The following is a 23,953-nucleotide window of genomic DNA, read 5'->3' as shown; positions in this document are numbered from 1 at the left end:
GGTCAATGCCCGCCTGCCCCGCCCTGCACCTTGACAGCCGAGAAGAAGAAGGCGAGCGGGACGATCAGCAGAGCCAGCCCTGCGGTAATCAGGAACACGTCGGAATAGGCCAACACCGCCACCTGTGCGCGCAACATCTGCGCCATCTGGGTTGTCGCCATTTGGGTCGCCTGGGCAGCGGAGTAGCCGTAAGCGGCCAGCGCCTGCCGTATCTGCTGCAAGGTGGTGTTATAGGGCTCGTAGAGCGGCGTCATATGCTCGGTGAGATAGCTGTTGCGTATTTGCTGGTGGTTTGTCACCAACGCGGTGGAGACGGAGATCCCTACCGAGCCCAGCACGTTGCGGATCATGGTGAACAGCGCCGTGGCGTCGCCATTCAGTTCGCGTGGCAGGGTCGCATAGGCCAGGGTGCTGATAGGCACGAAGAGGAAGGCCAGCCCGGCCGTCTGTGCCGCGCGCATGATGGCAAGCTCCGTATAGTCCAGATCCGGCGTAATGCCGTGCGAGTAGAGCAGCGCGGCGCTGAGACAGCACCCGCCGAAGGCGACCAGGTACTTGGCGGGCATGATGCCCATCAGCTTGCCCGTGATGGGAATCAACACCACAAGCACCGCCGCCCCGGGGGCCAGGACCAGCCCGGACCAGGTGGCATTATAGCCGAGTTGCTGTTGCGCAAATTGCGGGATCAGCACCGCGGAGGCATAGAGGACAAAACCCATCAGCCCGATCTGCGCACAGCCGATCGAGAAGTTCCGATCGTTGAAAACCCGCAGGTTCACGATCGGGCTCTTTGCGTAGCGCAACCAATAGCAGCCGCCGACATAGCCGATCGCGGATACCAGGGCCGTGCTGCGGATGAAGGAAGAGGCGAGCCAGTCCTCATTCTCGCCGCGGTCCAGCGCCAGCTCCATGCCCCCCAGCGCCAGCACGACGAAGCCCAGGCCCACATAGTCGAAGCGGAAGCCGCGATCATGTTCCTCCACGACCCAGGGCGGATCCTCGACCACCTGCAGCACGCCGAGGACGGTCAGGGCGCCGATCGGCACGTTGATCAGGAAAATCCAATGCCAGGAATAGGTGTCGGTCAGATAGCCGCCGGCCACCGGCCCCAGGATTGGCGCGATGATGGTGGCGATGGCCGTGACAGAGAAGGCTGTGCCGCGCCTCTCCGGCGGAAAGGTATCGAGGATGATGGCCTGTTGCGTGGGCTGCAGCCCGCCGCCGAAGAAGCCCTGAAGGGCGCGGAACAGGAGAAGGTGCCAGAACTCGGTAGCCATTCCACAGCCCAGCGAGGCAAGGGTGAAGACGGAGATGCAGATCAGGAAGTAGCGCCTGCGCCCGATCATGCGGCTGAGCGAGCCGGAAATGGTCAGCACGATGCCGTTGGCGACGAGATAGGTGGTCAGTGCCCAGGTGCTCTCGTCGTTGCTGACCGAGAGGCTGCCGGCGATATGCGGCAGCGAGACGTTGACGATGGTGGTGTCCAGCACCTCCATGAAGGCAGCGAGTGTCACCACCAGTGTGATAACCCAGGGGTTGGAACGGGGCTTCCAGCCCTGGCTGCCGCTCATTCCACCGTCACCGTCGGCACCACAGAAAGGCCCAGCGGCATTTGCATGTTCGGATCCAGCCCGCTGTCGATGACGATCTTCACGGGCACGCGGCGGACGATCTTTACGAAATTGCCCGTCGCATTCTCGGCCGGGAAAGCACTGAAGCGGGCGCCACTGCCCATCTGGATGCTGTCTACATGGCCGTGCAGCTTCAGGCTGGGAAAGGCATCAACCTCAACCTCCACTGGCTGGCCGGGACGCATGTGGTCCAGCTGGTTCTCCTTGAAGTTGGCGGCGATCCAGACCTCGGGCGTGACCAGGGTCATCACCGTGCCTCCCACCTGCAGCAGCGCACCCTTCTCCAGGTTACGCCGTGTCACGCGACCATCCTGGGCTGCGCGGACCTCGGTGTAGGAGAGGTTCAGCTCGGCCTGGGCCAGCTGCGCCTCCGCCTGAGCCAGCGCGGCGCGGCGCTGCTCCACCGTGGCTTCCGCCACCTGGATCATCTCCTGCGTCTCGGAGGCGATCTGGACCTGCGCTTCGGCCTGGGCGACGGCGGCGGTGCGGACCCGCAGCATGGCTGTGGCCGTGTCGATGCTGGACTGGGTGGTTGCCCGTGGGTCGACGCTGCGCTGGCGTCGATAATCAGCCTCGGCCTGATCCCGGCTGGCGCGGGCCGAGTCGCGCTGTGCCTGAGCTTCGGCCAGTTGCGCCGGCGCGCGCACGCGGGTGATCTCCAGGTCCAGCTCCGCGGCGCGGAGTTGGGTCTGAGCCAGTTGCACCTGGGCCCGCGCTTCGTCCCGCTGCACGACATAATCCCGCGGGTCGATGCGGAAGAGCAGGTCGCCCGCATGGACGAACTGGTTATCGTCCACTGCCAGCTCCGTGACATAGCCGCCAACGCGCGGCGCGACAGTGACGGCGCGGCCTTCGGTATAGGCGTCGTCGGTGGATTCGAGGTTGCGGTGACTCCACCAGTACCAGGCACCCGCGACGACCGCGACGAGAAGGACAATGCCGCCGATGATTAATGGCCTGCGGCCCGGGCGGTTCCCGTTATCCTTCTGATCCTTGCCATCGTCCTTTTGCTCCGGTTTCTCCTTCTTGGCCTGGTCGGGCTGGTCCTTGCGATCGGCGCCAGATGGATTCCCGTGTTGCCGCGACTTCTCTCGAACCGCCATACCGGCCCCCGATTGTCAGGCCTGCCGGGTCGTACAGAACTCGCTCCGGCCAGCTCGATTCCGGCCATGTAGCTGCAGTTTCCGCGGGCGCCATCTCAAAGGTCTCATGTCGCGATAACTTGAGCGTGCCACGACAGCACAGGCAGAGGCTGCAAAGCGGACCTATCGGCCTCGCCCGCCGGTTGCCGACCGGCTCCGGCGTCGTGCAGCCCCCCCCGCCGCGCCGCCACGATGCGGGCCGCTTGAGGAACGGGGCTTGCACCGAAATAACAAGTCGCTATGGATTGCTCGTCTGGCATGCCGTCCCGGCACCGCATGTGTTTCGCGCGAGAACAGGATTTGGAGGCCTCGCCGGTGTCAACATCCGACGGGCCCCGCCCGCTTCACCTCCGCGCCGTGCGCGCCGCGCTCCGCCCTCTCGCGCTTCCCATCCTGAACCGCCTCAAGGCCGTTATCCGTTCCGCTGTAGATGAGGCGCTGCCGGACCTTTCCGGACGCATCGGACGCATTGAGGAGCATCTACGCGGCACAGCAGAGATCGACTCGATCACGAGGATGGATCACGCGCGGATGCTGGACAAGGTCAATTTCGACCTCCAACGCCTCCTTGATGCCCAGCAGGCAACCGAAGCGGCCGTAGCGGGAGTCCGGCATATAACGGAAGCCGCTCAGGCCGAGACGCAGAGCCTGATGAGAATGGCGCACACCGAAACGCGGCAACTGATTGAGGCGAAGCATACCGAAACGCGGCAACTGATTGAGGCGACGGATAGCAAAACGCGACGCAGCTTGGAAAAAACGGATATTGGAATCCGGCGCCTGCAGATCGGCACGGATGCGATCCGCCTCGATCAACTGGCCTCTATGCAAGCGCTGGCCAACGCGAAGAACACCATGACGGACCTCCTGGGCCAACGCTTCGTGGTTTCCCTTGGCGAGGATGTGCTGATGCGGATCCCGGAAGGCTATCTCCTGGTTCCCACCGAGGATGCCGCGTTGATCGCCGCAATCCGGGAGCGTGCCGACCGGCCCCGGTCCGGCATGACGGCCGTGATCGAAGCCCTGCTGCGCCCGGGCGACGTGATGCTTGACGCGGCAGCGCAGATCGGCCTCTGCGTTATCCCGGCTGCCCGGAAAGTCGGCCCTTCCGGGCGCGTGATCGCACTGGAGCCAGCCTCTCGCGCAGCGGGTTTGTTGCGGCGGAATCTCGCCCTGAACGGACTGGATGCCTGGGTGACCCTCCACCGATTTGCCGCTGGCGAGGCAGCAGGGAGAGGAGCGCTGAATCCCGACACCGGCCGGACGGAGGAGGTCGATACGATCACGCTGGACGAGTTGGTGGAACCTGGCACGCCGGTCCGACTGGTGAAGATCGGCCTGGAGGCCCTCGAGCTTCGCGCTTGGCACGGTATGCGCCGTATCTCCGCTGAGAATCCTGACCTGGCCCTCCTGGTCCCCTTTGGGCCGGAGCCGCTCCGGCAGGCTGTAACAAATGCGGCAGAATGGATGGGCGACCTCACCGGCGCAGGCTTCGAGGTTTTCGAAATTGAGGAGGGAACGGGATCGCTCCGCGCGGCGCGGCCCATGCCGGTCTTGGCTGAGGCCACGCCGGCTACGTTGCTGATGCTGCGCCAGCCCCCCGGCGCCTATCCGGAGCTCCGGCTTGCATGATCCCGCTGCGTTCCATACGCCGATGAGAATCGGGCTGATTTCCACCGGTGTGCCGTTTGCTGGCGGCGGATCGCGGCTCCTGGTAGGCGGGCTTCACGAGAAACTCGTAGAGCGTGGCCACCGGGTGGAGCTTCTTCATCTTTCCTTCCTCGATGTGCCGGACGAGCTGCTGCCGCAAATGGCCGCGCTGCGCATGATGCGCCTGGACGACTATTTCGAGCGTGTGATCACCTTCCCGCAGGCCCATGCGGTGCGGCACCGCTGTAAGATCGTGTGGTTCGCCCACTCCCTCCACATCTCCACCGATCATAAGAATCCGGTGGCGGCCGCGCTGACGGAGGCCGATACGGCGGCGCTCGGCGAAGCGCACCGGGTCTTCACCACCTCCCGCGCAGCAGGCGACCGGTTGCGCCGGTTCAACGGGGTGGAGAGCGAGCTACTCTACCCACTTGCGCCGTACCCCGAACTCTTCCGCACCGGTCCCTACGGGGACGAGATCGTGGTGATTTGCCGCATGGCACCCCATAGGCGCCAGCTTCTCATGATCGACGCGGTGGCGCAGACGCGCAGCCCGATCCGCATCCGCTTCTGCGGCACCGAAATGGTGCCCGGCTATGCGGAGATCCTGCGCGACGCAGCGAGCCGCCATGGCATCACCAGCCGTGTGACGATTGAGGCGCGCTGGATCACGGAGGAAGAAAAGGCCGCCCGGCTCGAACACGCCCTTGCTGTCGCCTATCTGCCGTCCTGCGAGGAGGGCGATGTCTATCCGGCCATCGAGGCTGCGCACGCACGGCGCTGCACCGTGACGGTAGCGGATACCGGCGGCGTCACCGAATTTGTCCGGGACGGCGTGACGGGCCTCGTGACGGCGCCCGAGCCGGCAGCATTGGCAGCAGCCTTCGACCGGCTTTATGCCGACCGTGCCCTCGCCGCCCAGCTGGGCGAAGCGGCCGCAGCACAGGCGGCCGCGCTGGGCACAAGTTGGGATGCGGTGCTGGAGAAGCTGCTGTCATGAGGGTTCTCGTGCTCAGCACCCTCGTGCCCTTCGTACATGGTGGTGCGGAGGAGCTCTACGACCACCTCATTCTCAATCTCCGCCGCCTGGGTATGGAAGCGGAAGGAATGCGCGTCCCCTTCACCTGGGATCCGGCCGACACCCTGATCGACGAGATGCTGATCGCCCGCAGCCTGCGCCTGAGCAAGGTGGACCGGGTGATCGCCCTAAAATTCCCAGCCTATCTCATTCCTTGGCAGGACAAGGTGCTGTGGCTGCTGCACCAGCACCGCCAAGCCTATGACCTGCTGGATGCGGGGCAAAGCAACATTCCCGGCGATGAGCGCGGCGCGCAGATCCTGGCGGCAATCCGGGCCGGTGACGCGCTCGCCTTCTCCGAAGCGCGCCGCATCTATACCAACGCGCCCGTCACTTCCCGCCGCCTGAAGCACTATAACGGCTTCGATAGCGAGGTACTGCGCCCACCGCTGAACGATCCGGAGCTCTTTCCTGGTGGGGAATCCGGCGGTTACATACTCGCCACCGGCCGGGTGAACGCCAGCAAGCGGCAGGAACTGATGATCCGCGCCCTGCGTCACGCCCCTGCGGCGCACCTGGTGGTCGCTGGCCCGCCGGACACGCCGGCCGATGCCGAGGCGCTGCGCCGCCTGGCGGCTGAGCAGGGGGTGGAGGACCGGGTGACGTTCGACCTGCGCTTCCTGCCCCGCGCCGATCTCGCGCGGCTAGTGAATGGAGCCCAGGCCATCGCCTACCTGCCCTATGACGAGGACTCCCTGGGATATTGCACCATGGAGGCCTTCCAGGCAGCCAAGCCGGTCATCACCGTCACCGATTCCGGCGGCGTGCTGGATATCGTTCGTGATGGGGAGAATGGTCGCGTGGTGGAGCCTCTGGCGGACGCTCTGGGAGAGGCCATGGCGTCGCTCAGCGGCGACCCGATGCGGGCCTACGAGCTCGGCCTCGCCGGGCGGGCGGCTATGGCGGCCGAAGGGTTGGACTGGCCCACTACGATCGAAAGGCTGCTCGCGTGACGGGCCTGCGGATTGGCTGGGCTACTCCCTGGAACCAGCGCAGCGCGGTCTGCTCCTCAGCCGCCGAGGTGGCCTTCGAACTGGCGGCCCGCGGGCATCGGGTAACCGTGCTGCGGACCGAGCGCGGCGAAGCTCGTGACCTGCCGCTCCTTCGCCCGCCGCCCGGCCCCATCCACCATCTGGACGATCTCAGCGACACCACGCTGGACATGCAGTTCGACGTGGTCGTGGCACATATCGGCAACCACCTTTTCCATCACGGGGCGGCGGTGGACCGGCTGCAAGGCTATGGGATGGTCGGGATCTTTCACGACATGTTCCTGGGCCATCTCGCCCTGGCCTGGTTCGACAGCATCGGCCGCATGCCGGAACTCGTTCCGCTGGCGCGCGAGCTTTACGGGGAAGAAGGGATGCCGGATGGCGATCCCTTCTGGGGTGATCTGGGAGACATGGTCCGGCGGCGGCCGATGCTGGAATGGCTGGCACGCCACTGCACCGGCGCCGTGGCTCATGCGGCGCATTACGTAGAGCGCCTCCGCGCCGCCTGCCCGGGACCAGTGGCGACCATCCCGCTGGCCTTCACCGTGCCCGACCTGCCGCCACCACCGTCAGCCGGAAAGCTGCTGACGGTAGCATCCGTCGGCTATGCCAATACCAACAAGCGGATCGACGAGGTCATCCTGGCGATCGGGGCCTCCCCGATCCTGCGCGGGCGCTGCCGGCTGCGCGTTATCGGCGAGGCTTCGCCGGAGCAGCGCGAGCACCTCGTTGCCCGTGCAGCGGCCTGCCAGCTTGATCCGCCGGAATTCACGGGCTGGGTCAACGATGAGGAACTGCGCCGGCAGTTGCGCGACGCGGACGTGATCTCCTGCCTGCGCAATCCGGTACTGGAGGGGGCCTCGGCCTCCGCCATCCTGGCCATGTCCTCTGGCCGTCCCACACTCGTGACCCACCATGGCGGCTATGCCGACATCCCCGCCGATGCGGCGCTCCACTGCCGGCCCGAGGCTGAGGCGCTGGACACGATGCGACATCTGGAATGGATTCTGGCCCATCCGGCGGAGGGTGCCGCGATCGGCGCCCGCGGGCGCGCCCACGCACTGCGGCACCACACGCCCGGCGCCTATGTGGACGCGTTGCTGCCGCTGCTGGAGCAAGTGATCGCCAATCGGCCGCCCCGCCCCCTCGATCAACCCAGGCATCAGACACAGGCACGGCTGCTCTCCACCTTGTCGGATTTCGGGCTCGGGCTGGACGACCCTGCGGTCCGCAGGATGGAAGCGGTGCTCGACAGCATGCAGATCGACGCGAAGGGGATCGCGCGGGCGCAGAAGCGGGCTGGCCTTTCGTAGGGTCCAGGCATGCTTGCGCCTCTCCGGCGCTGCCGATATAGCCAAACGGGAACAGCGGACGGTGTCTTATGCGTCGCCTCGTTCTCGGTGCCCTGATCGCCCCTCTCATGCTCGGCATTACCGGCCTGTCCGCCTCCGCCCGGGCGCAGGAGGGCGTCACCATCTTCGCCGCGGCCAGCCTGACGGATGCGATGAAGGCGCTGGGTGAGGCTTGGCGTGCCAAGGGCAATCCCCTACCCCGCTTTTCCTTTGCCGCCTCCTCCGCCCTGGCCCGCCAGATGGAGCAGGGCGCACCCGCCGACATCTTCGCCAGCGCGGACGAGCCGTGGATGGATTATGTCGAGCAACGCGACCTGATCGCGAAGGACACGCGCGTCTCGCCGCTCGCCAATGCGCTTGCCCTCATTGCACCGGCGGACAGCCGCCTCCAGCCGCTGCACCTCGCGCGCGACACCGACATCGCCGCCCTGCTCGGCTCCAACGGACGCATTGCCACGGGCGATCCCTCCAACGTGCCCGTGGGCAAATACGCCCAGGCGGCCCTGACCTGGATGGGCCAGTGGAACGCGCTTTCTCCCCGCCTCGCCCGCGCCGACAATGTGCGTTCCGCCCTACTGTTGGTGGAGCGCGGCGAGGCGCCGCTCGGCATTGTCTATTCGACCGATGCCGCGGCCTCGCGCGGCGTAAAGGTGGTCGCCACCTTTCCGGCGGAAAGCCACCCGCCGGTGACCTATCCCTTCGCCCTCACCCGCCGCGCAGCCGGGAACGCGCAGGCGCGCGCCTTCTTCGCCTTCATCACCGGTGACGAGGCGGCCGAGACCTATCGCCGCTTCGGCTTCGCCCTGCGCGCGCATTAGCCAATGGGACTGACGCCGGAGGAATGGCAGGCCGTCCGGCTCAGCCTGTCCGTCGCCTTACGCGCGGTGGCCTTCGGCCTGCCCCCGGCGGTGCTCGTGGCTTGGCTGCTGGCGCGGGGCCGCTTTCCCGGTCGCGCGCTGCTGGATGCGGTGGTGCACTTACCCCTGGTGATGCCACCGGTCGTGGTGGGCTGGTTGCTGCTCGTCACCTTCGGCCTGCGCGGTCCTGTGGGCGCGCTGCTGAATGACTGGTTCGGGATCCGCCTGGTCTTCACCACGGCCGGCGCCTCATTCGCCACGGCCGTGATGAGCTTTCCCCTGATCGTACGCGCCGTGCGGCTCAGCCTCGATTCTGTCGATCCGGGGCTGGAGGCGGCAGCGCGCACCCTCGGTGCCGGGCCGCTGGACCGCTTCGTCACCATCACCCTGCCCCTGATCGCGCCGGGAATCCTCTCCGGCGCCATCACCGCCTTTGCGGCGGGGCTCGGGGAGTTTGGCGCCGTCATAACCTTCGTCTCCAACATCCCCGGCGAAACCCAGACCCTGCCACTGGCCATCTACAGCGCCACCCAGACCCCGGGCGGCGAGGCGACAGCCGCGAAGCTGGCCGCCATCTCCTTCACCCTGGCTGTTGCCGGGCTGCTGCTGGCCGAATTCGCCGGGCGCCGCCTTGGCGTGCTGCTGGGCCGGACGCCGCACTGATGCTGGAGGCCGCGCTCCGCCACCACTTCCCCGGCTTCGTGCTGGACGCCGCTTTTGCCACGCCGACGCCGGGCGTTACGGCCGTGTTCGGACCTTCCGGCTGCGGCAAGTCCACCTTGCTCGCGGCGGTTTCGGGCCTGCTGCGGCCCGAGGCCGGCCGGGTGGCACTGGATGGCATGATCCTGCTCGACACCGCCTCGCGCCTCATGGTTCCGCCGGAGAAGCGTCGCTGCGGCATGGTCTTCCAGGATTCCCGCCTCTTCCCCCACCTCTCCGTCGAAACCAATCTGCGCTACGGCCTGCGCCGCGCGCCGCGCGGGGCGGACGGACCGGATTTCAAAGAGGTCGTCGCTCTTCTCGGCATTGCCCATCTCCTGCCGCGCCGTCCCGCCGCGCTCTCGGGCGGGGAAAGGCAACGCGTGGCCCTCGGCCGCGCCCTCCTCTCCCGCCCGCGCCTCCTGCTGATGGATGAGCCACTGGCCGCGCTGGACGCACCCCGCCGTGCGGAGGTGCTGCCCTTTCTCGCCCGCGTGCGCGACCGGTTCCGCGTCCCCATCCTCTACGTCACCCATGCGCTGGACGAGGTGGACCGCCTGGCCGACCACCTCGTGCTGATGGAAGCCGGCCGCGTGCTCGCCGCCGGCACGGTGGAGTCGCTTTCTGCCCGCACCGACCTGCCGCTTCTGGCGACGCGGCGGGATGCCGGCGCGGTGCTCGCCTGCACGCTTCTGGATCACGATCCCGCGCGCGGCCTTTCGCGCCTGGGCTTCGCGGGCGGCGCGCTACGCGTGCCTTTGCGGGAGGAAGTGCCCGGCACGCCGCTGCGCCTTCGCGTCCGGGCACGCGATGTCTCCGTCGCGACCGAGGAGCCGCGTGGCCTCTCCGTACAGAACATCCTGCCGGCAACGCTGGAATCCATCGAGCCTTTCGCAGGGCATGAGGCGATGCTGCGCCTGCGGGTTGGCCAGATCCTGCTTCTCTCCCGCGTCACCGCCGATGCGGTGGCGCGCCTCGCCCTGCGGCCGGGCCAGCCCCTCTGGGCGCTGGTGAAATCTGTCGCCTTCGCCCCAGGCAGGCCGGACGCCCCGGCCGGGGCCGAGCCATGACCCGTTGGCCGGCCGCTGCGCTTGGCGGCCCCACCCCCCACCTCTAGAATGGCTCCGCGTCCCGCCCCGTCACCACCATGCCGGGTTCGCCCTCCCACCGGGTTGGCGCGGGGCGGGCATCAAAGGGGCGAAACACCGCATGGCGTTGGTAAAGACATCCGAGCTGGCCGCGCGACCGGCGGCTCGTTCCACCCCCGCCGAAGCACCCGCCCCTGCCTCCCGCCCCACGATGCAGCGCCGGGCCCAGGACCGTTCCCGCGCCCGCCGTGAGAAGGCCGCCGAGCGGATCGGCGCGGCGACCGAGGAACTGGCCGCTGGCATCACGGAAGCCGCCGCCGCGGCAGAGGAGCTGGGCCGCGCCCTCGCGCAGATTGCCTCCTCCGCCGAGCAGGCTGCGGGCGCGGCACAGCAATCCCAGGGCAATATCGACAGCCTGGGCGCCACCTTCGCCCAGGCGCGCAACCGCGCCGAGGCCTCTCACCGCCGTACCGACGCGCTGCAGGCCCTGCTGATCGAGCTGAGCGCGGGGATCGAGGCTTCGGCCGGCTTCGTGCAGGACAACGCGGCCCGCCAGCTCCGCGCCGTTGAGGTGGTCGCGACGCTGGAGGCCCAGGCGGCCCGGATTGGCGAAATCACCCGCACCGTCGGCGACATTTCCGACCAGACAAACCTGCTCGCCCTCAACGCCGCCATCGAGGCCGCCCGCGCCGGCGAGCACGGGCGCGGCTTCGCGGTGGTGGCGGAGGAGGTCCGCGCCTTTGCCGAACAATCCGAGGCCAGCGCGGGCGAGGTGCAGAAGCTGGTGGACACGATCCTCGGTGAGGTCCGCGCCATCGGCGAGCGCATCCGCGCTGCCGCCGGCACGGCTGAAGGCCAGATGCGCGACGCCCGGTCCGTGGTCGTGACGCTGGACGCGGTCCGCAACGACATCGACGCGCTCGTCGATAGTGCGCGGGCCATTCTCCTGGCCGCCGTCGAGGCCGAGGGAGCGGCGCGCGAGGCACAGCGCGGCGCCGAACAGGTGGCCTCGGCTGCCGAGGAGCAATCGGCCGCGACCACCGAGGCACAGCGCGCGGTGCAGCAACAGAGCACCTCGCTGGACGAGAGCCAGCGCACCGCGCATGCACTGGCCGCCATGGCCGAGAGCCTGCAATCCGGCGGCGCCGATTCCGTGACCGACGACGTCGCCTCGGCCGCCGAGCAACTCTCCGCCGTGGTGCAGGAGTTGTCCGGCGCGGCCGGGGAGATCACGGCGGCGCTGGATCAGATTGGCCGAGGCGCCCAGGCCCAGGCGGCCGCCACCCAGCAATCCTCCGCGGCCATGGAGCAGATCGAGCGCGCGGCCACCGATACCCGCTCCGCCGCCGCCCGCTCGGTGGAGCAGCTCAACGCCATGGCCCCCCGCCTCAGCGAGGGCCAGGCCAGCGTCGCCGCCCTCGGCACAGGCATGGAGGCGGCCCTGGCCGAGATGCGGGCGGTGACGGAGCTGATCGGTGCGCTGGAGACCTCGGGGCGGCGTATCGAGAAGATCGTCAACGCCATTGCCCTGGTCTCCGTGCAGACGAACATGCTGGCCGTCAGCGGCGCGGTGGAGGCGGCGCGGGCGGGCGAGGCCGGGCGCGGCTTCGCCGTGGTTTCCAGCGATATCCGCGCCCTGGCGCGCGACGCCGCCGGCAATGCCGACCGCATGCAGGAGGTGGTGCGCGACATCCGCGATCAGGTCAGCGTGGTCCGTGCCGAGCTGGGACTGTTGGCCAGCGCCTCCACCGGCGAGATCGGCAAGACGCGCGCGATCCAGGAGCGTCTGGCCGCCGCCTCTGCCGATCTGGTCGGGCTGCGCGAGAGCTCGCAGGAGGTGCTGGCCGGGGCCGAGGCTATCCTCGGCGCGGTGCGGGAGGTCGCATCCGGCACGCACCAGATCGCCGCCGCCGCCGAGGAAGCGAGCGGCGCCGTCACCCAGGCCGCCAGCGCCGCCCGCCAGCAGGCCCGCGGCGCGGAGGACCTGGCCGCCGCCATCGAGGAGATCGCGAGCCTCGCCGACGAGCTTCGCGCGGCGAGTGCCTGATCCGGTGCCCGGACCAGGCGCCACCAACGTCCTGACGGTCGGGGTGGCAGGCGAGGCGCTGGCTCTTCCCGCCGGCGCGGTGCGGGAGGTGCTGCGCCCCGCCCCCCTGACGCGCGTGCCCCATGCCCCGGCCAGTCTTCTGGGCCTGTGCAACCTGCGCGGCACGGTCCTGCCCGTGCTGTCCCTCGCACGACTGATGGGGCAGGAGCGTTCCGCCCCCTCTCCCGCCGCGCGGGTGGTGGTGGTCGAGGAGGGAACATCCATTGGCCTGCTGGTGGATTCCGTCGCCGCCTTCGGACAGGGTGGCACCGGGCGGACCGTTGATTTGCCCGCGCTCCTGGCGCGCGACTTCGGCACCCTGGCCCGTGCTCCGCGCCGCGCTCTGGCGCCGGCCGCGGCCGGGCCGGAATCCGGGGCCGAGGAGGCCACCGAGAACCGGCAGGCCCTGGTGAGCTTCGAGATCGCCGGCCAGGACTATGCCCTTCCGCTGGACCAGGTGGCGGAAGTGACGCGCCTGCCGGCCGGAGTAACCGCCCTTCCCCGCACGGGGAACGCAATGCTCGGGGTGATTGCCCATCGCGGCGGGTTGCTGCCGCTGGTTTCCCTGCACGCGCTGCTCGGCCTGCCGGCGCGGCCAGCCGCGACGGAGCGGGCCCGGATCGTCGTGATCCATCTCGGCCAGAACCAGGTCGGGCTGGTGGTCGATGCCATGCGGGCCATCCGGCAGGTGCCTGCGTCTGCACTGGACCCGGTGCCGCCGGTTCTCTCGCGCGGCCTGGGCGAAGCGCAGGTGGAGGCGATCGCGCGGCTGGACGAGGGACGGCGGCTGGTCTCCGTCCTCTCCCCCACGCGGCTTTTCGATGAGGAGACGGCGGCGCGGCTGGTGGGAGCCATGGCCGGTGCCGGGAAGAAGGAGACGGACATGACCGAGGCGCGGACGGGCGAGGCGGAGCGCTTCGTCGTCTTCCGCCTGGGTGAGGAGCATTACGGCCTGCCCATCGCCGCCGTGGATGAAGTCGTGCGCCGCCCCGAAACCATGACCCGCATCCCACGCGCCCCGGAATTCGTTGAGGGTGCCATGAACCTGCGCGGCGCCGTGATTCCCGTGATCGACCAGCGCCGCCGCTTCGGCAGCGAAGGCCCGCAGGCCGGTGGCCGGATCGTGGTGGTGACGATCGACGGGCTACGCGCCGGCTTCGCGGTGGATGCGGTGTCCGAGGTGCTTCCCATTCCGGCCGCCGACCTCTCACCCGCGCCGGAACTGGTGGAAGGCCAGACCCGGATCTTCGACCGTGTGGCGCGGGTGGAGCGCGGCGGACGGATGATCCTGCTGATTGACCCGCGCGCCCTGCTGGACGCGGCCGAACGCGACCTGCTGGCCGCCATCGCCGCGCGCGCGGAGGGAACGGCCAAACCGGCCACGCGCAAGACCGGGAAGGCCAAGCCCGAATCGTGATCCGCCTTCTGGTTGTGGATGATTCCGCGTTGATGCGCCGCCTTCTCGGTAGCGTCTTCGCGGCGCAGGGCGATTTCGAGGTGTCCTTCGCCCGGGACGGCGTAGAGGCGCTGGAGGCCATCGCCGCGGATCGCCCGGATGTGGTGACGCTCGACATCCAGATGCCGCGGATGGATGGGCTCACCTGCCTCGACCGCATCATGCTGGAACGTCCCCTGCCGGTCGTCATGCTCTCCTCCCTCACCGAGGCGGGGGCGGAAGTGACGCTGGAGGCGTTGCGGCTCGGTGCCGTGGATTTTCTCGCCAAGCCGGCCGGTGCCGCCTCCCTCTCTATCGAGGAACTGGCGCCCCATCTGGTCGAAAAGGTGCGCATGGCGGCCAAGGCGCGATTGCGCCGCAGCCATCGTCTGACCGAGCGCGTGCGGCTGCGCGCCGGCCTGCCTGCTCAACTCCCTAAGGTGCCGCCTGTCGCCCCGCGCGCGCCCCTTCCCCATGCCGCCAATCCCGGCTCTATGCCGGCCCTGAAGCCGGGCCCTGTGCCGGGCATCGTTCTCGTCGGCTGCTCCACCGGCGGACCGCCGGCGCTGGACGCGGTGCTTGGCGCCCTGCCGGCCGATTTCCCCTGGCCGGTGGTCGTCGCGCAGCACATGCCCGCGAGCTTCACCGGCCCGCTGGCCCGGCGCCTGGACAAGCTCTGCGCCCTGACGGTGCTGGAGGCCTCGCGGCCCGTGCCGCTGGCGCCGGGCCATGTCTATATCGGGCGCGGCGATGCCGACCTGATCTTCGGCGCGCGAGCAGGCGGCCCCGTGGTCCTCGCCGCCCCCTCCAACCCCGAGCACCGCTGGCACCCCAGCGTGGACCGGATGGTGGACAGCGCCATGGAGCAGATCAGAGCTGAGCGGCTGATTGGCGTCTTGATGACCGGCATGGGAGATGACGGCGCGGCCGCCATGGCCCGGCTGCGCCGGGCCGGCGGGCGCACCATCGCCGAGGCAGAAGAAACTGCCGTGGTCTGGGGGATGCCGGGCGAACTGGTGCGGGCGGGCGGAGCGGATGCGGTGCTGCCGCTCCAGAGCATCGCGGGGACGTTGACGGGCTGGCTCGCATGAACAGCGCCGCGCCCGAGCCACCGCTGAGCGCCGGTGATCTGCAGCGCCTCTGCGACTTTCTCTACCGCCGCACCGGCATGTCCTATGGGGAGTCCAAGCGCTACTACATCGAGCGCCGCATTGCGCAGCGAATCCAGGAGTCGGGCGTCGCCTCCTTCACCGACTACATGAATCTCCTGCGCGCGAGCCCTGCCGAGGCCGCGCGACTGGTGAGCAGCTTCACCGTCAACGAAACCTATTTCTACCGCGAGGAGCACCAACTCCGCTGCCTCAGCCGTTCGATTCTGCCGGAGATCGTAGCGAAGCGCGGCCCCGGCGACCTCGTGCGGATCTGGTCCGTTCCCTGCTCGTCCGGGGAGGAGCCCTATTCCATCGCCATCTGGCTGCTGGAAAACTGGGCGATGGTCGACGCCTACAATATCGAAATCATCGGCTCTGACATCGATGAGGACGCATTGGCCGAGGCGCTGGAGGGCGATTACGGCGAGCGCGCCCTCTCTCGCCTGCCCAAGGACATCCAGGACCGTTATTTCGAACCGCCGCGGGACCTGCATCGCCGCCTCATTCAGGACATCCGCGAATCCGTTCGCTTTTCCCAGGCTAATCTGGTGGACGCGGCCAGCATGGCGGCGCAGGGTCGCTTCGACATCATCTTCTGCCGCAACGTGCTCATCTATTTTGACGAGGCTTCGCGCCGCGACGCCGCACGGACCCTGTATGATGCGCTGAACCCTGGCGGCTTCCTGCTGCTCGGGCACACGGAATCCATGACGCGCATCTCCGACCGCTTCACGGTGCGTCGCTTTCCGGATGCGATCGTCTACCAACGGCCCGCTACGTGAAGGATCTGCTTGAAACCTTCCTGACGGAGGCACGCGAGCTGGTGCAGCAGGCCTCCGACGACCTGCTCGCGCTCGAGCGGAATCCCGCCGACGCCGCGCGCCTGGACAGTGCCTTCCGCGCGGTCCACACGCTCAAGGGCTCCGTCGCAATCTTCGACTTCGCCCCCATGACCGCGGCGCTGCATGCGGGCGAGGATCTGCTCGAGGCGCTGCGCGCCGGGCAGCTGACGCTCGGCCGCGCCACCACGGATGCGCTGCTGGCCCTGATCAACACGACTGATTCCTGGGTGGAGTCCATCGCCGCGACCGGTGCACTGCCCGCTGACGCACCGCTGCGCGGAACGACGCTGCAGGCCGCGCTGCGTGCCGAACAGCGCGGCGCCGGCTCCGCCCCATCCCCGGTGCCGGGGCCGGCGCCGGACTGGCTGCCCGCGCTGCAGACGCGCGAGGCCGAGGTGATCGCCAGGGCCCATGCAGCCGGCCAGGCCGTCACCGCCCTACGCTACCTGCCCGCACCAGACTGCTTCTTCCTGGGCGACGATCCGATGGCGCTGATCCGCGCCGTTCCGCAGCTCGCCGCCCTGCATCTCGGTCTGCGCGAACCCTGGCCGGCGGAAGGACCGGACCCCTTTAGCTGCAATCTCGTCGTCGAGGCGGTCAGCACCGCTCCCGCCGCGGAGATCCGCCCCATCTTCCGTTTCGTCGCAGACCAGGTGGCACTGGCGGAAATCCCCCCGCCCATCGCGCCTGAGCCGATGCCGGCCGCAGCGGCAGCGCTTCCTGCCGCCCCGCGCAGCCTGCGCGTGGACGCCGCGCGGATCGATGCGCTGGTGGATCTTGCGGGGGAGTTGGTGGTCGCGAAGAACAGCCTGGCGCATCTCGTCGCCCGGGCGGGTGATGTCGATCCGGCACTGGCCCGCGCCCTGGCTGAAAGCCAGGCGGGAATCGAGCGCCTGGCCGAAGCGATGCACCGCCAGGCCCTGGGGCTGCGCCTCGTGCCGCTCGGCCGTAGCTTTGCCCGTTTTCCGCGGCTGCTACGCGACACCGCGGGCCGCCTGGGCAAGGAAGTAGAGTTCACTGTCCAGGGTGAGGCGGTGGAGGCCGACAAATCCATCGTGGACGGGCTGTTCGAGCCGCTGCTGCACCTGCTGCGCAACTCCATCGACCACGGGATCGAGGCGCCGGCAGCCCGCATAGCCGCCGGCAAGGCCCGCAAGGGCCGCGTCGCCCTTACGGCGCGGCAGGCGGAGGGCGGGGTGGTCGTGGAGCTTTCCGATGACGGGCGCGGCATTGATCCCGCCCGGCTGCGGCAGGTGGCGCGGGAGCGGCGGCTGATGGAACCCGCCGCGATCGACGCGCTGGACGACACAGCGGCCCTGAATCTCATCTTCCGGGCCGGCTTCTCCACCGCCAAGGCGGTGAGCGACATCTCCGGCCGCGGCGTTGGCATGGACGCGGTGCGCGCGGCGGTGGAGGGAATGGGCGGGCGCATCACCCTGTCCAGCACGCCCGGCACAGGCACCACTATTTGTCTTTCCCTGCCCCAGGGCGCCGCCGTCACCACCGTTCTGACGGTACGCGCCGGTAGCGAGGCCTTTGGCATCCCGGTTGAAATGGTGGCCGAGACGACGCGCGTTCCGGCTGACCGCATCCTGCCCCTGGGCGGGGCCGAAGCCTTCGTGCTGCGCGGCCGCACCGTGCCGCTGCTCCGCCTCGCTGCCCTACTTGGGTTGCCCACGGCACCGCGGGGCGAAACGGCCCGGGTGCTGGTCACTGGAAGCGGCTCCGGGCGGGTCGGGCTGGAGGTGGAAGGCTTCACCGGCCGGCTGGACGTGTTACTGCGCCCCCTGGACGGGCTGCTGCGCGGCCTGCCCGCCCTGCTGGGCACGGCGCTGCTGGGCGATGGGCGCGTGCTAATGGTGCTGGACCTGTCTGCGCTGATCGAGGAAGGCTGACCATGGGCGTTCGCCTGGACGGCAAGATGATCCGGCTGGAGGGCGAAGGCCGGGTGGAGGATGCCGAACCGCTCCTCGCCCTTCTCCAGAATGGCGAGGGCCGGGTGGTGGACCTGACCGCCGCCGGCCCCCTTCATGCCTCCGTGGTGCAGGCCCTGCTGGCCCTCCGCCCTCCCCTGGCCGGCCCGCCGGGCGATCCCTTTACCGCGCGCTGGCTCGCACCGCTTTTTGCAGCGCCACCCAGCGTCTAAAGTGCGAAGACCCTACTCGGCGTGACGGGCTCCCCTCGCCTGCCCGCTTCTGGAGTCCCGAATGTGCCGACTACCGTTCTGATCGTTGATGACAGCAAGCTGGCCCGCATCGTTGCAGGAAAGGCGCTCAATGTCCTGCAGCCCGATTGGGTCCGGGTAGAGGCCAGTCAGGCCGAGGAGGCGATGGCGAGGCTGGCGGAAGGCAGCATCGACCTGGCCCTGATCGACTACAACATGCCCGGCAAGGACGGGCTGGCGCTGGCCGCCGAGATGCGCGCGCAGCATCCGACCATGCCCATCGCCATCATCACCGCGAATGTGCAGGAAGAGGTGATCGCCCGGGCCCGCGCGGTGAACGCGACCTTCGTGGCCAAGCCGGTGACGGAGGACGCCCTGCGTGGCTTCGTCTCCGGCGCGGCCCTGCGGCTCCGCGCGGCCGCCCGGTGACGACGCCCGATGTGAGCCTCAGCGCCCTCGAGCGCGATGCACTGACGGAGCTGGTCAATATCGGCGTCAGCCGTGCCGCCGCCAGCCTGCGCAAGATGGTGGGCGGGGAGGTATTGCTGTCCGTCCCCTCGGTGGAGGTGATTCCCCATGCCACCGCCGCCACCCTGATCGCGGAGCGCGAGGGGGAGAACCTGGTGGCCGTGCGCCAGGACTTTACCGGCGCCTTCACCGGCCGGGCCCTGCTGATCTTCCCCCAGGCCAATGGGCTGGAGTTGATGCGCGCCGTCGTCGGGGAGGAGGTTCCGCCCGAGGAACTCGCCGAGATGGAGCGGGAGGCGCTGGCGGAGATTGGCAACATCATCCTGAACGGCTGCCTCGCCACCATGGCGAACATGCTGCGCCGTTCCCTGACCATGTCCCTGCCGGAGGTGCTGCGCGGCGACGGGCATACGCTGCTGGAGCGGCCGAAGAAGTCGACGGAGGAGAAGGAGGGGCTGGTTCTCTTCCTCTACATCAACTTCTCCGTGCGGGACCGAAGCATCCGCGGCTACATCGCCATGGTGATGGACCTGCCTTCACTCGGCGCCCTGAAGCTGCTGGTGGGTGACTTCATTGATCGCGTGATGAACGACGACGTGGGCCCATCACCAGCCGGATGATGGCTGGCCCGCCGGGGCGGCCGCTCAGCGGCCCACCGGTTCCATCCGCACCACCGAAGCCATGGCAGGCGCGGGCTCTGGCGGGGCGGGCGGCTGGTAAAAGGCGGAGGCCTCGGGCGCATCCTCTGTCGCCCGCGTCATGCTCGGCAAGGGCCGGCGCATGCAGCCGCGCACGATATGGGAGCAGACCCCGTCCTCGCCGACCGGGCGGTCATTGTTTCCGGCATAAAAGACGCCGCTGACCCGGTGGTCTGTCAGCCGGAAGGTGGCGGTGCAGGAATTTCCGCTGCCGCCCAGCGTATAGCCGCCCCCGACCACCGGCAGGTTCACCTGGATCCCGCCCGTCGACTCATTCTTCAGGACGTAGCTGAACAGCTCCGTCCGCTCGTCAAGCCGCTTGGTCTTATCGGGGATGCCGGCGCAGGATTGCAGGTCGGTGGCAGTCATGCCGACCATGTCGATCTGCGCCTGATGCGCCATTCTGGAATCAGAATAGCCGCAGGCGGCCAAGAGAACGAGAAGGGAAAGGGCCGCAGTTCGATTCATGCAGTCTCCATGATCTGGGCGCGACCTGGCCAGCGCACGGCTGGCGGTCCTCGTCCGTGGTCGCAGCGGACAGCCCTCCCCTCACGCCTTGTTCGGAATGGGCAGGCAGCATGCCCAGCGGCGGCCCTACGCAGGCCGCGGCACATCCCGATGGCTTTCGCGCGGCGCAGCTTGTCCCCACAAGACCGCCTACCGGCTGCCTGGACGGCAGGGCCGTGCTTCTGGCCGGAACGTGCGGCGATTGCACCTCACAAGGAGGAGCGCGCAGGGGCACCCATCCAAACCCGGTCACCCGGCCAAACAAAGTTGCCGGAGACGGACGGGGTTTGTTCGGCGGGCCAAGCGGTCGAGCCCGGGCGTGAACAGGTGTGGAGGAAAGCTACGCAGCCCTATTTCCGGCTCGCGGGAAAGCGGAAGTGTGGCCCTGCCTTAGGGTCAGGGCCCTGCGGTTCAGTGACTGAGCGGTGCTTGGTAGGGGAGCGCTGGAGCGGGCGATGGGAATCGAACCCACGACATTCAGCTTGGGAAGCTGACGTTCTACCTCTGAACTACGCCCGCGCTCCGTACCCCAACACCTAGCGCACCCCAGGAAATCGCGCAATCCGCGCCCTTGCTCCCGGCGGAAGGGGGGACTAGCTTGCCCCGGTCCCAACCCCGGCCACAAAGCCGCGATACGGGCGCTCGCGATTTGTCGGCCAGCTTGCGGCGAGCCTAAAGAAACGCGCTAAACGGCCGTGGCGGAGGGGCTCCCCTCCGCCCGACCGGGCCATCCGTGACTCGATGGAACGCCCGTCATGCCCAAGACGCTCCCGAACATCCCGCTCCGCCCTGCCACGCTCCTCGTTCGCGGCGGCCAGAATCGCAGCTCCTTCGATGAGATGTCGGACGCGCTGCATCTCACCTCCGGCTTTATGTACGAGACGGCGCAGCAGGCTGAGGACACCTTCCTCGGCAACATCCAGCACTACCAGTATTCCCGCTTCGGCAACCCGACGATCGAGGCATTGCAGAACAAACTGGCAGCGCTGGAGGAGGCCGAGGCCTGCCGGGTCACGGCCTCGGGCATGGCCGCAGTACATGCCGCGCTGCTCTCCCATCTGAAGGCGGGCGACCGGGTCGTGGCCTCGCGCGCGCTGTTCGGTTCCTGCCACTGGATCGTCTCCACCCTGCTGCCGCGCTACGGCATCGAGACCGTCTTCGTGGACGGCACCGACCTGGACCAATGGCGCGACGCCTTCAGCAAGCCGGCCGCTCTTGTTCTGCTCGAGACCCCCTCTAACCCCATGCTGGAACTGGTCGACCTGCCGGCCGTGTCTGAACTGGCGCATGCGGCGGGCGCGATCGTGGTGGTGGACAATGTATTCGCCACGCCCCTTCTCCAGAAACCGCTGACCCTGGGCGCCGATGTGGTGGTCTATTCCGCCACCAAGCATTTCGACGGCCAGGGCCGCGTGCTCGGCGGCGCCGTGCTCGGCACGAAGAAGTGGGTGGAGGATGTGCTGCAGCCTTTCATCCGCAACACCGGCCCCAGCATCTCTCCCTTCAATGCCTGGGTGATCCTGAAGGGGCTGGAAACGCTGCACCTGCGCGTGCCGGCCATGTGCGCCAGCGCGGCGAAGCTGGCCGATTTCCTCGCCGCCCGGCCCGAAGTGTCGCGCACGCTCTATCCCTTCCTGGACAGCCACCCGCAGCAGCCATTGGCGAAGAAGCAGATGTCGGCCGGCGGCACGCTCGTCACCTTCGACGTGGCCGGCGGCAAGGAGGCAGCCTTCCGCGTGTTGGACGGGCTGCGCCTGATCGACATCTCCAACAATCTTGGCGATGCCCGCAGCATGGTCACCCATCCCGCCACCACCACCCACATGAAAGTGGGCGCGGAGGAGCGCGCGCGGCTGGGCATCACCGACGGCACGGTGCGCTTCTCTGTCGGGCTGGAGGATGTGCAGGACCTGATCGACGACCTGTCCCAGGCGTTGGATGGGCTGCGTGCCACCGGGGGCGGCGTGGCCCGCGCGGCACGCTGATCCACCAACTGTGATGGACGCGGCGGTGGGGTGGGTGGCACCCTCCGCCGCCCAGAGCAGAACGCAGCAGGGCGGGGTCGCCCGAAAGCCTGGGCTGCTCTTCAGACAAAAAGCGAGGACATCCATCGTGAACGCATGTGAACGATGGATGTCCTGGAACCCGAGGGAGACGGCGCCGTGAACCTGGAAACCTGGCTCGCCTTCGTCGCGGCGGCCTCTGCGATGCTGATCATTCCCGGGCCGACCATCCTGCTGGTGCTCGGCCAGTCGCTCGGCGGCGGCCGGCGCTCCACCCTGCCGCTGGTGGCGGGCGTGGCGGCGGGCGACGCCCTGGCAATGAGCCTTTCCCTGGCCGGGCTGGGCGCACTGCTCGCTGCATCGTCCCTCGCCTTCGGCATCCTGAAATGGGCGGGGGCGGCCTATCTGCTCTGGCTCGGGCTGCGGATGTGGCGGGCGCCAGTGGAGGGCGCGCCAGCCCCGTTGCCGCCGCGCCGCGCTGGGCTCCAGGCTTTCCTGGTCACCGCCACCAATCCGAAGAGCATCGCCTTCTTCATCGCCTTCGTGCCGCAGTTCCTGGATCCCGCACGCCCCTTCCTGCCGCAGGCCGGGCTGCTGGTCTGCAGCTTCGTCCTTCTCGCGGCGGGGAATGCGCTCGGCTATGCGCTGCTGGCCGGGCGCCTCTCCGGCGCCATCCGGCGGCCCGGGCCACGCCGGCTGCTGAACCGCGCCGGCGGCTCCATGCTGATCGGCGCAGGGCTGGCCACCGCGCTGCTGGGGCGCCGCGCATGAACGAGTCCCCCACCTTCTATGCCCTCACGCGCGGCCTGCGCGTTACCGTGCGTACCTTTTATCTCGCGGACCAGTCGGACCCAGAGGCCGGGCGCCATGTCTGGGCCTACCGCGTCCGCATCGCCAATGAAGGGCGGGAGACGGTACAGTTGCTCAAGCGGACCTGGCACATCACGGACGCCATGGGCCGTACCCAGCATGTCCATGGCGATGGGGTAGTGGGGGAACAGCCGGTCCTCGAGCCCGGCGAGGTCTTCGAATACACCTCTGGCACCCCCCTCGCGACCTCCTCGGGCTTCATGCGCGGGCTCTATCACATGGTGGTCACCGCGACGGGCGAAGCCTTCGACGCCGAGATTCCCGCCTTCAGCCTGGACAGCCCGCATGGACAGGTCACATTGAACTGACGTGGCGCGAGCCCTGGATGCGGGGCACGCAAGGCGGGTCCGCGTCCGCCCCGCTTTTGCTGGCGGGTGTCCCGCTCCACCTTTTAACCCGCGCTAAATTCGGCGCCCGGACCTCGCGGCCCAGCCGCATCAGAGAGCAGCGGCGGGTCCTCCCGCCCCCAAGGAAGCCCCGTGACCGAATCGACGAAGACCGACAGCGAAGCCCTCTCGGAAGCCAAAGTCGCCGTTCCCGCCGAACTGGCTGGCCATAAGCGCCCGACCCAGGCGGAGGCTGAGGCGGCGGTTCGCACCCTTCTTCTTTGGGCCGGCGACGACCCGGACCGCGAGGGCCTGCTCGACACCCCCAAGCGCGTCGTGAAGTCCTACCGGGAGCTCTTCGGTGGCTATGCGACCGATCCCGTGCAGCTTCTCCAGCGCTCCTTCGAGGAGGTGGCGGGCTATGACGAGATGGTCGTGCTCCGCGACATCCGGCTGGAGAGCCATTGCGAGCACCACATGGTGCCGATCATCGGCCGTGCCCATGTTGGTTACCTGCCGCGCGGCCGCGTGGTGGGCATCAGCAAGCTGGCGCGCTGCGTGGACGCCTTCGCCAAGCGCTTGCAGATCCAGGAAAAGCTGACCGCGCAGATCGCCAACGCCATCAACGATGTGCTGGACCCGGTCGGCGTGGCGGTCGTGCTGGAGGCGGCGCATCAGTGCATGACCACGCGCGGCGTGCATAAGCACGGCGTCACCATGGTCACCAGCACCATGCTCGGCGCCTTCCGCGACGATCACGCGACCCGGCGCGAGTTCCTCTCGATCATCAACGGCCGCAGCGGCACCTTCGAGGGATAGGATAGCCGGGAAGCCGAACAGGTCCGCGGGGGCCCCCGCCCGCCCCGGGGCCCCGCGCCCCGGGGGGGCTCCCGCGGGGCGGGAGTACCCCGGCC

The 23,953-nt window shown here is 68.7% G+C and carries 23 protein-coding genes, 1 tRNA gene and 1 riboswitch; of the genes, 19 read left to right on the top strand and 5 right to left on the bottom strand.

Annotated features, from left to right (window positions below):
- Positions 1 to 2 precede the first annotated feature (2 nt).
- The 3 genes from ACO1BU_RS05425 to ACO1BU_RS05415 all read right to left on the bottom strand — a co-directional run bounded on the left by ACO1BU_RS05425 (position 3) and on the right by ACO1BU_RS05415 (position 3,589).
- The gene (locus ACO1BU_RS05425; protein WP_424134896.1) at positions 3 to 1,571 is read right to left on the bottom strand and encodes a DHA2 family efflux MFS transporter permease subunit; all 1,569 of its coding nucleotides are present in this window, start codon (positions 1,569 to 1,571) and stop codon (positions 3 to 5) included.
- Positions 1,568 to 2,734 carry an HlyD family secretion protein gene (locus ACO1BU_RS05420; protein ID WP_424134895.1) on the bottom strand — a complete coding sequence of 389 codons (1,167 nt, stop codon included), beginning with the start codon at positions 2,732 to 2,734 and terminating at the stop codon, positions 1,568 to 1,570. The genes ACO1BU_RS05425 and ACO1BU_RS05420 overlap by 4 nt, the downstream gene beginning before the upstream one ends.
- Positions 2,735 to 3,253: 519 nt before the next feature.
- Positions 3,254 to 3,589, bottom strand: coding sequence for a hypothetical protein (locus ACO1BU_RS05415; RefSeq protein ID WP_424134894.1), 336 nt, complete (start codon positions 3,587 to 3,589; stop codon positions 3,254 to 3,256).
- A 9-nt stretch (positions 3,590 to 3,598) separates the two neighbouring features.
- Here ACO1BU_RS05415 and ACO1BU_RS05410 point away from each other — a divergent pair, with 9 nt between their 5' ends.
- The 15 genes from ACO1BU_RS05410 (at position 3,599) to ACO1BU_RS05340 (ending at position 19,255) form a co-directional block, all read left to right on the top strand.
- Positions 3,599 to 4,405 carry an FkbM family methyltransferase gene (locus ACO1BU_RS05410; RefSeq protein WP_424134893.1) on the top strand — a complete coding sequence of 269 codons (807 nt, stop codon included), beginning with the start codon at positions 3,599 to 3,601 and terminating at the stop codon, positions 4,403 to 4,405.
- A gap of 22 nt (positions 4,406 to 4,427) precedes the next feature.
- Complete coding sequence (locus ACO1BU_RS05405) at positions 4,428 to 5,423, top strand: glycosyltransferase (protein ID WP_424134892.1); 996 nt, start codon at positions 4,428 to 4,430, stop codon at positions 5,421 to 5,423.
- Positions 5,420 to 6,454: a glycosyltransferase family 4 protein gene (locus ACO1BU_RS05400; RefSeq protein ID WP_424134891.1), complete on the top strand. Its 1,035-nt coding sequence runs from the start codon at positions 5,420 to 5,422 to the stop codon at positions 6,452 to 6,454. Before ACO1BU_RS05405 ends, ACO1BU_RS05400 begins: the two co-directional genes overlap by 4 nt.
- Positions 6,451 to 7,806: a glycosyltransferase family 4 protein gene (locus ACO1BU_RS05395; protein WP_424134890.1), complete on the top strand. Its 1,356-nt coding sequence runs from the start codon at positions 6,451 to 6,453 to the stop codon at positions 7,804 to 7,806. Before ACO1BU_RS05400 ends, ACO1BU_RS05395 begins: the two co-directional genes overlap by 4 nt.
- A gap of 68 nt (positions 7,807 to 7,874) precedes the next feature.
- On the top strand, positions 7,875 to 8,663 hold the full coding sequence (gene modA / locus ACO1BU_RS05390; RefSeq protein ID WP_424134889.1) for a molybdate ABC transporter substrate-binding protein: 789 nt from the start codon (positions 7,875 to 7,877) through the stop codon (positions 8,661 to 8,663).
- Positions 8,664 to 8,666: 3 nt separating this feature from the next.
- On the top strand, positions 8,667 to 9,365 hold the full coding sequence (modB, locus tag ACO1BU_RS05385; RefSeq protein ID WP_424134888.1) for a molybdate ABC transporter permease subunit: 699 nt from the start codon (positions 8,667 to 8,669) through the stop codon (positions 9,363 to 9,365).
- On the top strand, positions 9,365 to 10,471 hold the full coding sequence (modC, locus tag ACO1BU_RS05380; RefSeq protein WP_424134887.1) for a molybdenum ABC transporter ATP-binding protein: 1,107 nt from the start codon (positions 9,365 to 9,367) through the stop codon (positions 10,469 to 10,471). The genes modB and modC overlap by 1 nt, the downstream gene beginning before the upstream one ends.
- Before the next feature lie 139 nt (positions 10,472 to 10,610).
- Positions 10,611 to 12,536, top strand: a complete 1,926-nt coding sequence (locus ACO1BU_RS05375) for a methyl-accepting chemotaxis protein (protein ID WP_424134886.1) — start codon at positions 10,611 to 10,613, stop codon at positions 12,534 to 12,536.
- A gap of 4 nt (positions 12,537 to 12,540) precedes the next feature.
- On the top strand, positions 12,541 to 13,992 hold the full coding sequence (locus ACO1BU_RS05370; protein WP_424134885.1) for a chemotaxis protein CheW: 1,452 nt from the start codon (positions 12,541 to 12,543) through the stop codon (positions 13,990 to 13,992).
- Positions 13,989 to 15,101 carry a chemotaxis-specific protein-glutamate methyltransferase CheB gene (gene cheB / locus ACO1BU_RS05365; RefSeq protein ID WP_424134884.1) on the top strand — a complete coding sequence of 371 codons (1,113 nt, stop codon included), beginning with the start codon at positions 13,989 to 13,991 and terminating at the stop codon, positions 15,099 to 15,101. Before ACO1BU_RS05370 ends, cheB begins: the two co-directional genes overlap by 4 nt.
- Positions 15,098 to 15,943 carry a CheR family methyltransferase gene (locus ACO1BU_RS05360; protein ID WP_424134883.1) on the top strand — a complete coding sequence of 282 codons (846 nt, stop codon included), beginning with the start codon at positions 15,098 to 15,100 and terminating at the stop codon, positions 15,941 to 15,943. Before cheB ends, ACO1BU_RS05360 begins: the two co-directional genes overlap by 4 nt.
- Entirely contained in the window at positions 15,940 to 17,898 is a 1,959-nt protein-coding gene (locus ACO1BU_RS05355; RefSeq protein WP_424134882.1) for a chemotaxis protein CheA, read from the top strand. Before ACO1BU_RS05360 ends, ACO1BU_RS05355 begins: the two co-directional genes overlap by 4 nt.
- A gap of 2 nt (positions 17,899 to 17,900) precedes the next feature.
- Entirely contained in the window at positions 17,901 to 18,149 is a 249-nt protein-coding gene (locus ACO1BU_RS05350) for a hypothetical protein (protein ID WP_424134881.1), read from the top strand.
- Positions 18,150 to 18,212: 63 nt separating this feature from the next.
- Positions 18,213 to 18,596, top strand: coding sequence for a response regulator (locus tag ACO1BU_RS05345; protein WP_424134880.1), 384 nt, complete (start codon positions 18,213 to 18,215; stop codon positions 18,594 to 18,596).
- Positions 18,597 to 18,607: 11 nt separating this feature from the next.
- Positions 18,608 to 19,255, top strand: a complete 648-nt coding sequence (locus tag ACO1BU_RS05340) for a chemotaxis protein CheX (protein WP_424134879.1) — start codon at positions 18,608 to 18,610, stop codon at positions 19,253 to 19,255.
- Between the two features lie 24 nt (positions 19,256 to 19,279).
- Here ACO1BU_RS05340 and ACO1BU_RS05335 read toward each other — a convergent pair whose 3' ends face one another.
- Positions 19,280 to 19,801 (bottom strand): hypothetical protein, encoded by a 522-nt coding sequence (locus tag ACO1BU_RS05335; protein WP_424134878.1) that lies wholly within the window; start codon positions 19,799 to 19,801, stop codon positions 19,280 to 19,282.
- Between the two features lie 483 nt (positions 19,802 to 20,284).
- A tRNA-Gly gene (locus tag ACO1BU_RS05330) sits at positions 20,285 to 20,359 on the bottom strand.
- A gap of 112 nt (positions 20,360 to 20,471) precedes the next feature.
- A riboswitch (SAM riboswitch) is annotated at positions 20,472 to 20,549 on the top strand.
- Positions 20,550 to 20,595: 46 nt separating this feature from the next.
- On the opposite strand from ACO1BU_RS05330, the gene metZ reads away from it, so the two are divergent.
- From metZ to folE, 4 genes are all read left to right on the top strand, one after another.
- Entirely contained in the window at positions 20,596 to 21,825 is a 1,230-nt protein-coding gene (gene metZ, locus ACO1BU_RS05325; RefSeq protein ID WP_424134877.1) for an O-succinylhomoserine sulfhydrylase, read from the top strand.
- Positions 21,826 to 22,002: 177 nt separating this feature from the next.
- On the top strand, positions 22,003 to 22,614 hold the full coding sequence (locus ACO1BU_RS05320; protein ID WP_424134876.1) for a LysE family translocator: 612 nt from the start codon (positions 22,003 to 22,005) through the stop codon (positions 22,612 to 22,614).
- Complete coding sequence (gene apaG / locus ACO1BU_RS05315; RefSeq protein WP_424134875.1) at positions 22,611 to 23,021, top strand: Co2+/Mg2+ efflux protein ApaG; 411 nt, start codon at positions 22,611 to 22,613, stop codon at positions 23,019 to 23,021. The genes ACO1BU_RS05320 and apaG overlap by 4 nt, the downstream gene beginning before the upstream one ends.
- A gap of 237 nt (positions 23,022 to 23,258) precedes the next feature.
- Complete coding sequence (gene folE, locus ACO1BU_RS05310; RefSeq protein ID WP_424134926.1) at positions 23,259 to 23,858, top strand: GTP cyclohydrolase I FolE; 600 nt, start codon at positions 23,259 to 23,261, stop codon at positions 23,856 to 23,858.
- The last annotated feature ends 95 nt before the right edge of the window (positions 23,859 to 23,953 follow it).

Source organism: Roseomonas chloroacetimidivorans (assembly GCF_049629625.1).
Taxonomy (GTDB): Bacteria; Pseudomonadota; Alphaproteobacteria; order Acetobacterales; family Acetobacteraceae; genus Roseomonas; species Roseomonas chloroacetimidivorans.
Note: the sequence above shows the minus strand (reverse complement) of the source record. Positions and strands in the feature narration are given on the sequence as shown.

What these genes read in the sequence shown, in the direction of transcription:
- ACO1BU_RS05425 (WP_424134896.1), bottom strand. Translation starts at nt 1,571, where the DNA reads ATGAGCGGCAGCCAGGGCTGGAAGCCCCGTTCCAACCCCTGGGTTATC.
- ACO1BU_RS05420 (WP_424134895.1), bottom strand. Translation starts at nt 2,734, where the DNA reads ATGGCGGTTCGAGAGAAGTCGCGGCAACACGGGAATCCATCTGGCGCC.
- ACO1BU_RS05410 (WP_424134893.1), top strand. Translation starts at nt 3,599, where the DNA reads ATGCAAGCGCTGGCCAACGCGAAGAACACCATGACGGACCTCCTGGGC.
- ACO1BU_RS05405 (WP_424134892.1), top strand. Translation starts at nt 4,428, where the DNA reads ATGAGAATCGGGCTGATTTCCACCGGTGTGCCGTTTGCTGGCGGCGGA.
- ACO1BU_RS05400 (WP_424134891.1), top strand. Translation starts at nt 5,420, where the DNA reads ATGAGGGTTCTCGTGCTCAGCACCCTCGTGCCCTTCGTACATGGTGGT.
- modA (WP_424134889.1), top strand. Translation starts at nt 7,875, where the DNA reads ATGCGTCGCCTCGTTCTCGGTGCCCTGATCGCCCCTCTCATGCTCGGC.
- modB (WP_424134888.1), top strand. Translation starts at nt 8,667, where the DNA reads ATGGGACTGACGCCGGAGGAATGGCAGGCCGTCCGGCTCAGCCTGTCC.
- modC (WP_424134887.1), top strand. Translation starts at nt 9,365, where the DNA reads ATGCTGGAGGCCGCGCTCCGCCACCACTTCCCCGGCTTCGTGCTGGAC.
- ACO1BU_RS05375 (WP_424134886.1), top strand. Translation starts at nt 10,611, where the DNA reads ATGGCGTTGGTAAAGACATCCGAGCTGGCCGCGCGACCGGCGGCTCGT.
- ACO1BU_RS05360 (WP_424134883.1), top strand. Translation starts at nt 15,098, where the DNA reads ATGAACAGCGCCGCGCCCGAGCCACCGCTGAGCGCCGGTGATCTGCAG.
- ACO1BU_RS05350 (WP_424134881.1), top strand. Translation starts at nt 17,901, where the DNA reads ATGGGCGTTCGCCTGGACGGCAAGATGATCCGGCTGGAGGGCGAAGGC.
- ACO1BU_RS05335 (WP_424134878.1), bottom strand. Translation starts at nt 19,801, where the DNA reads ATGAATCGAACTGCGGCCCTTTCCCTTCTCGTTCTCTTGGCCGCCTGC.
- metZ (WP_424134877.1), top strand. Translation starts at nt 20,596, where the DNA reads ATGCCCAAGACGCTCCCGAACATCCCGCTCCGCCCTGCCACGCTCCTC.
- apaG (WP_424134875.1), top strand. Translation starts at nt 22,611, where the DNA reads ATGAACGAGTCCCCCACCTTCTATGCCCTCACGCGCGGCCTGCGCGTT.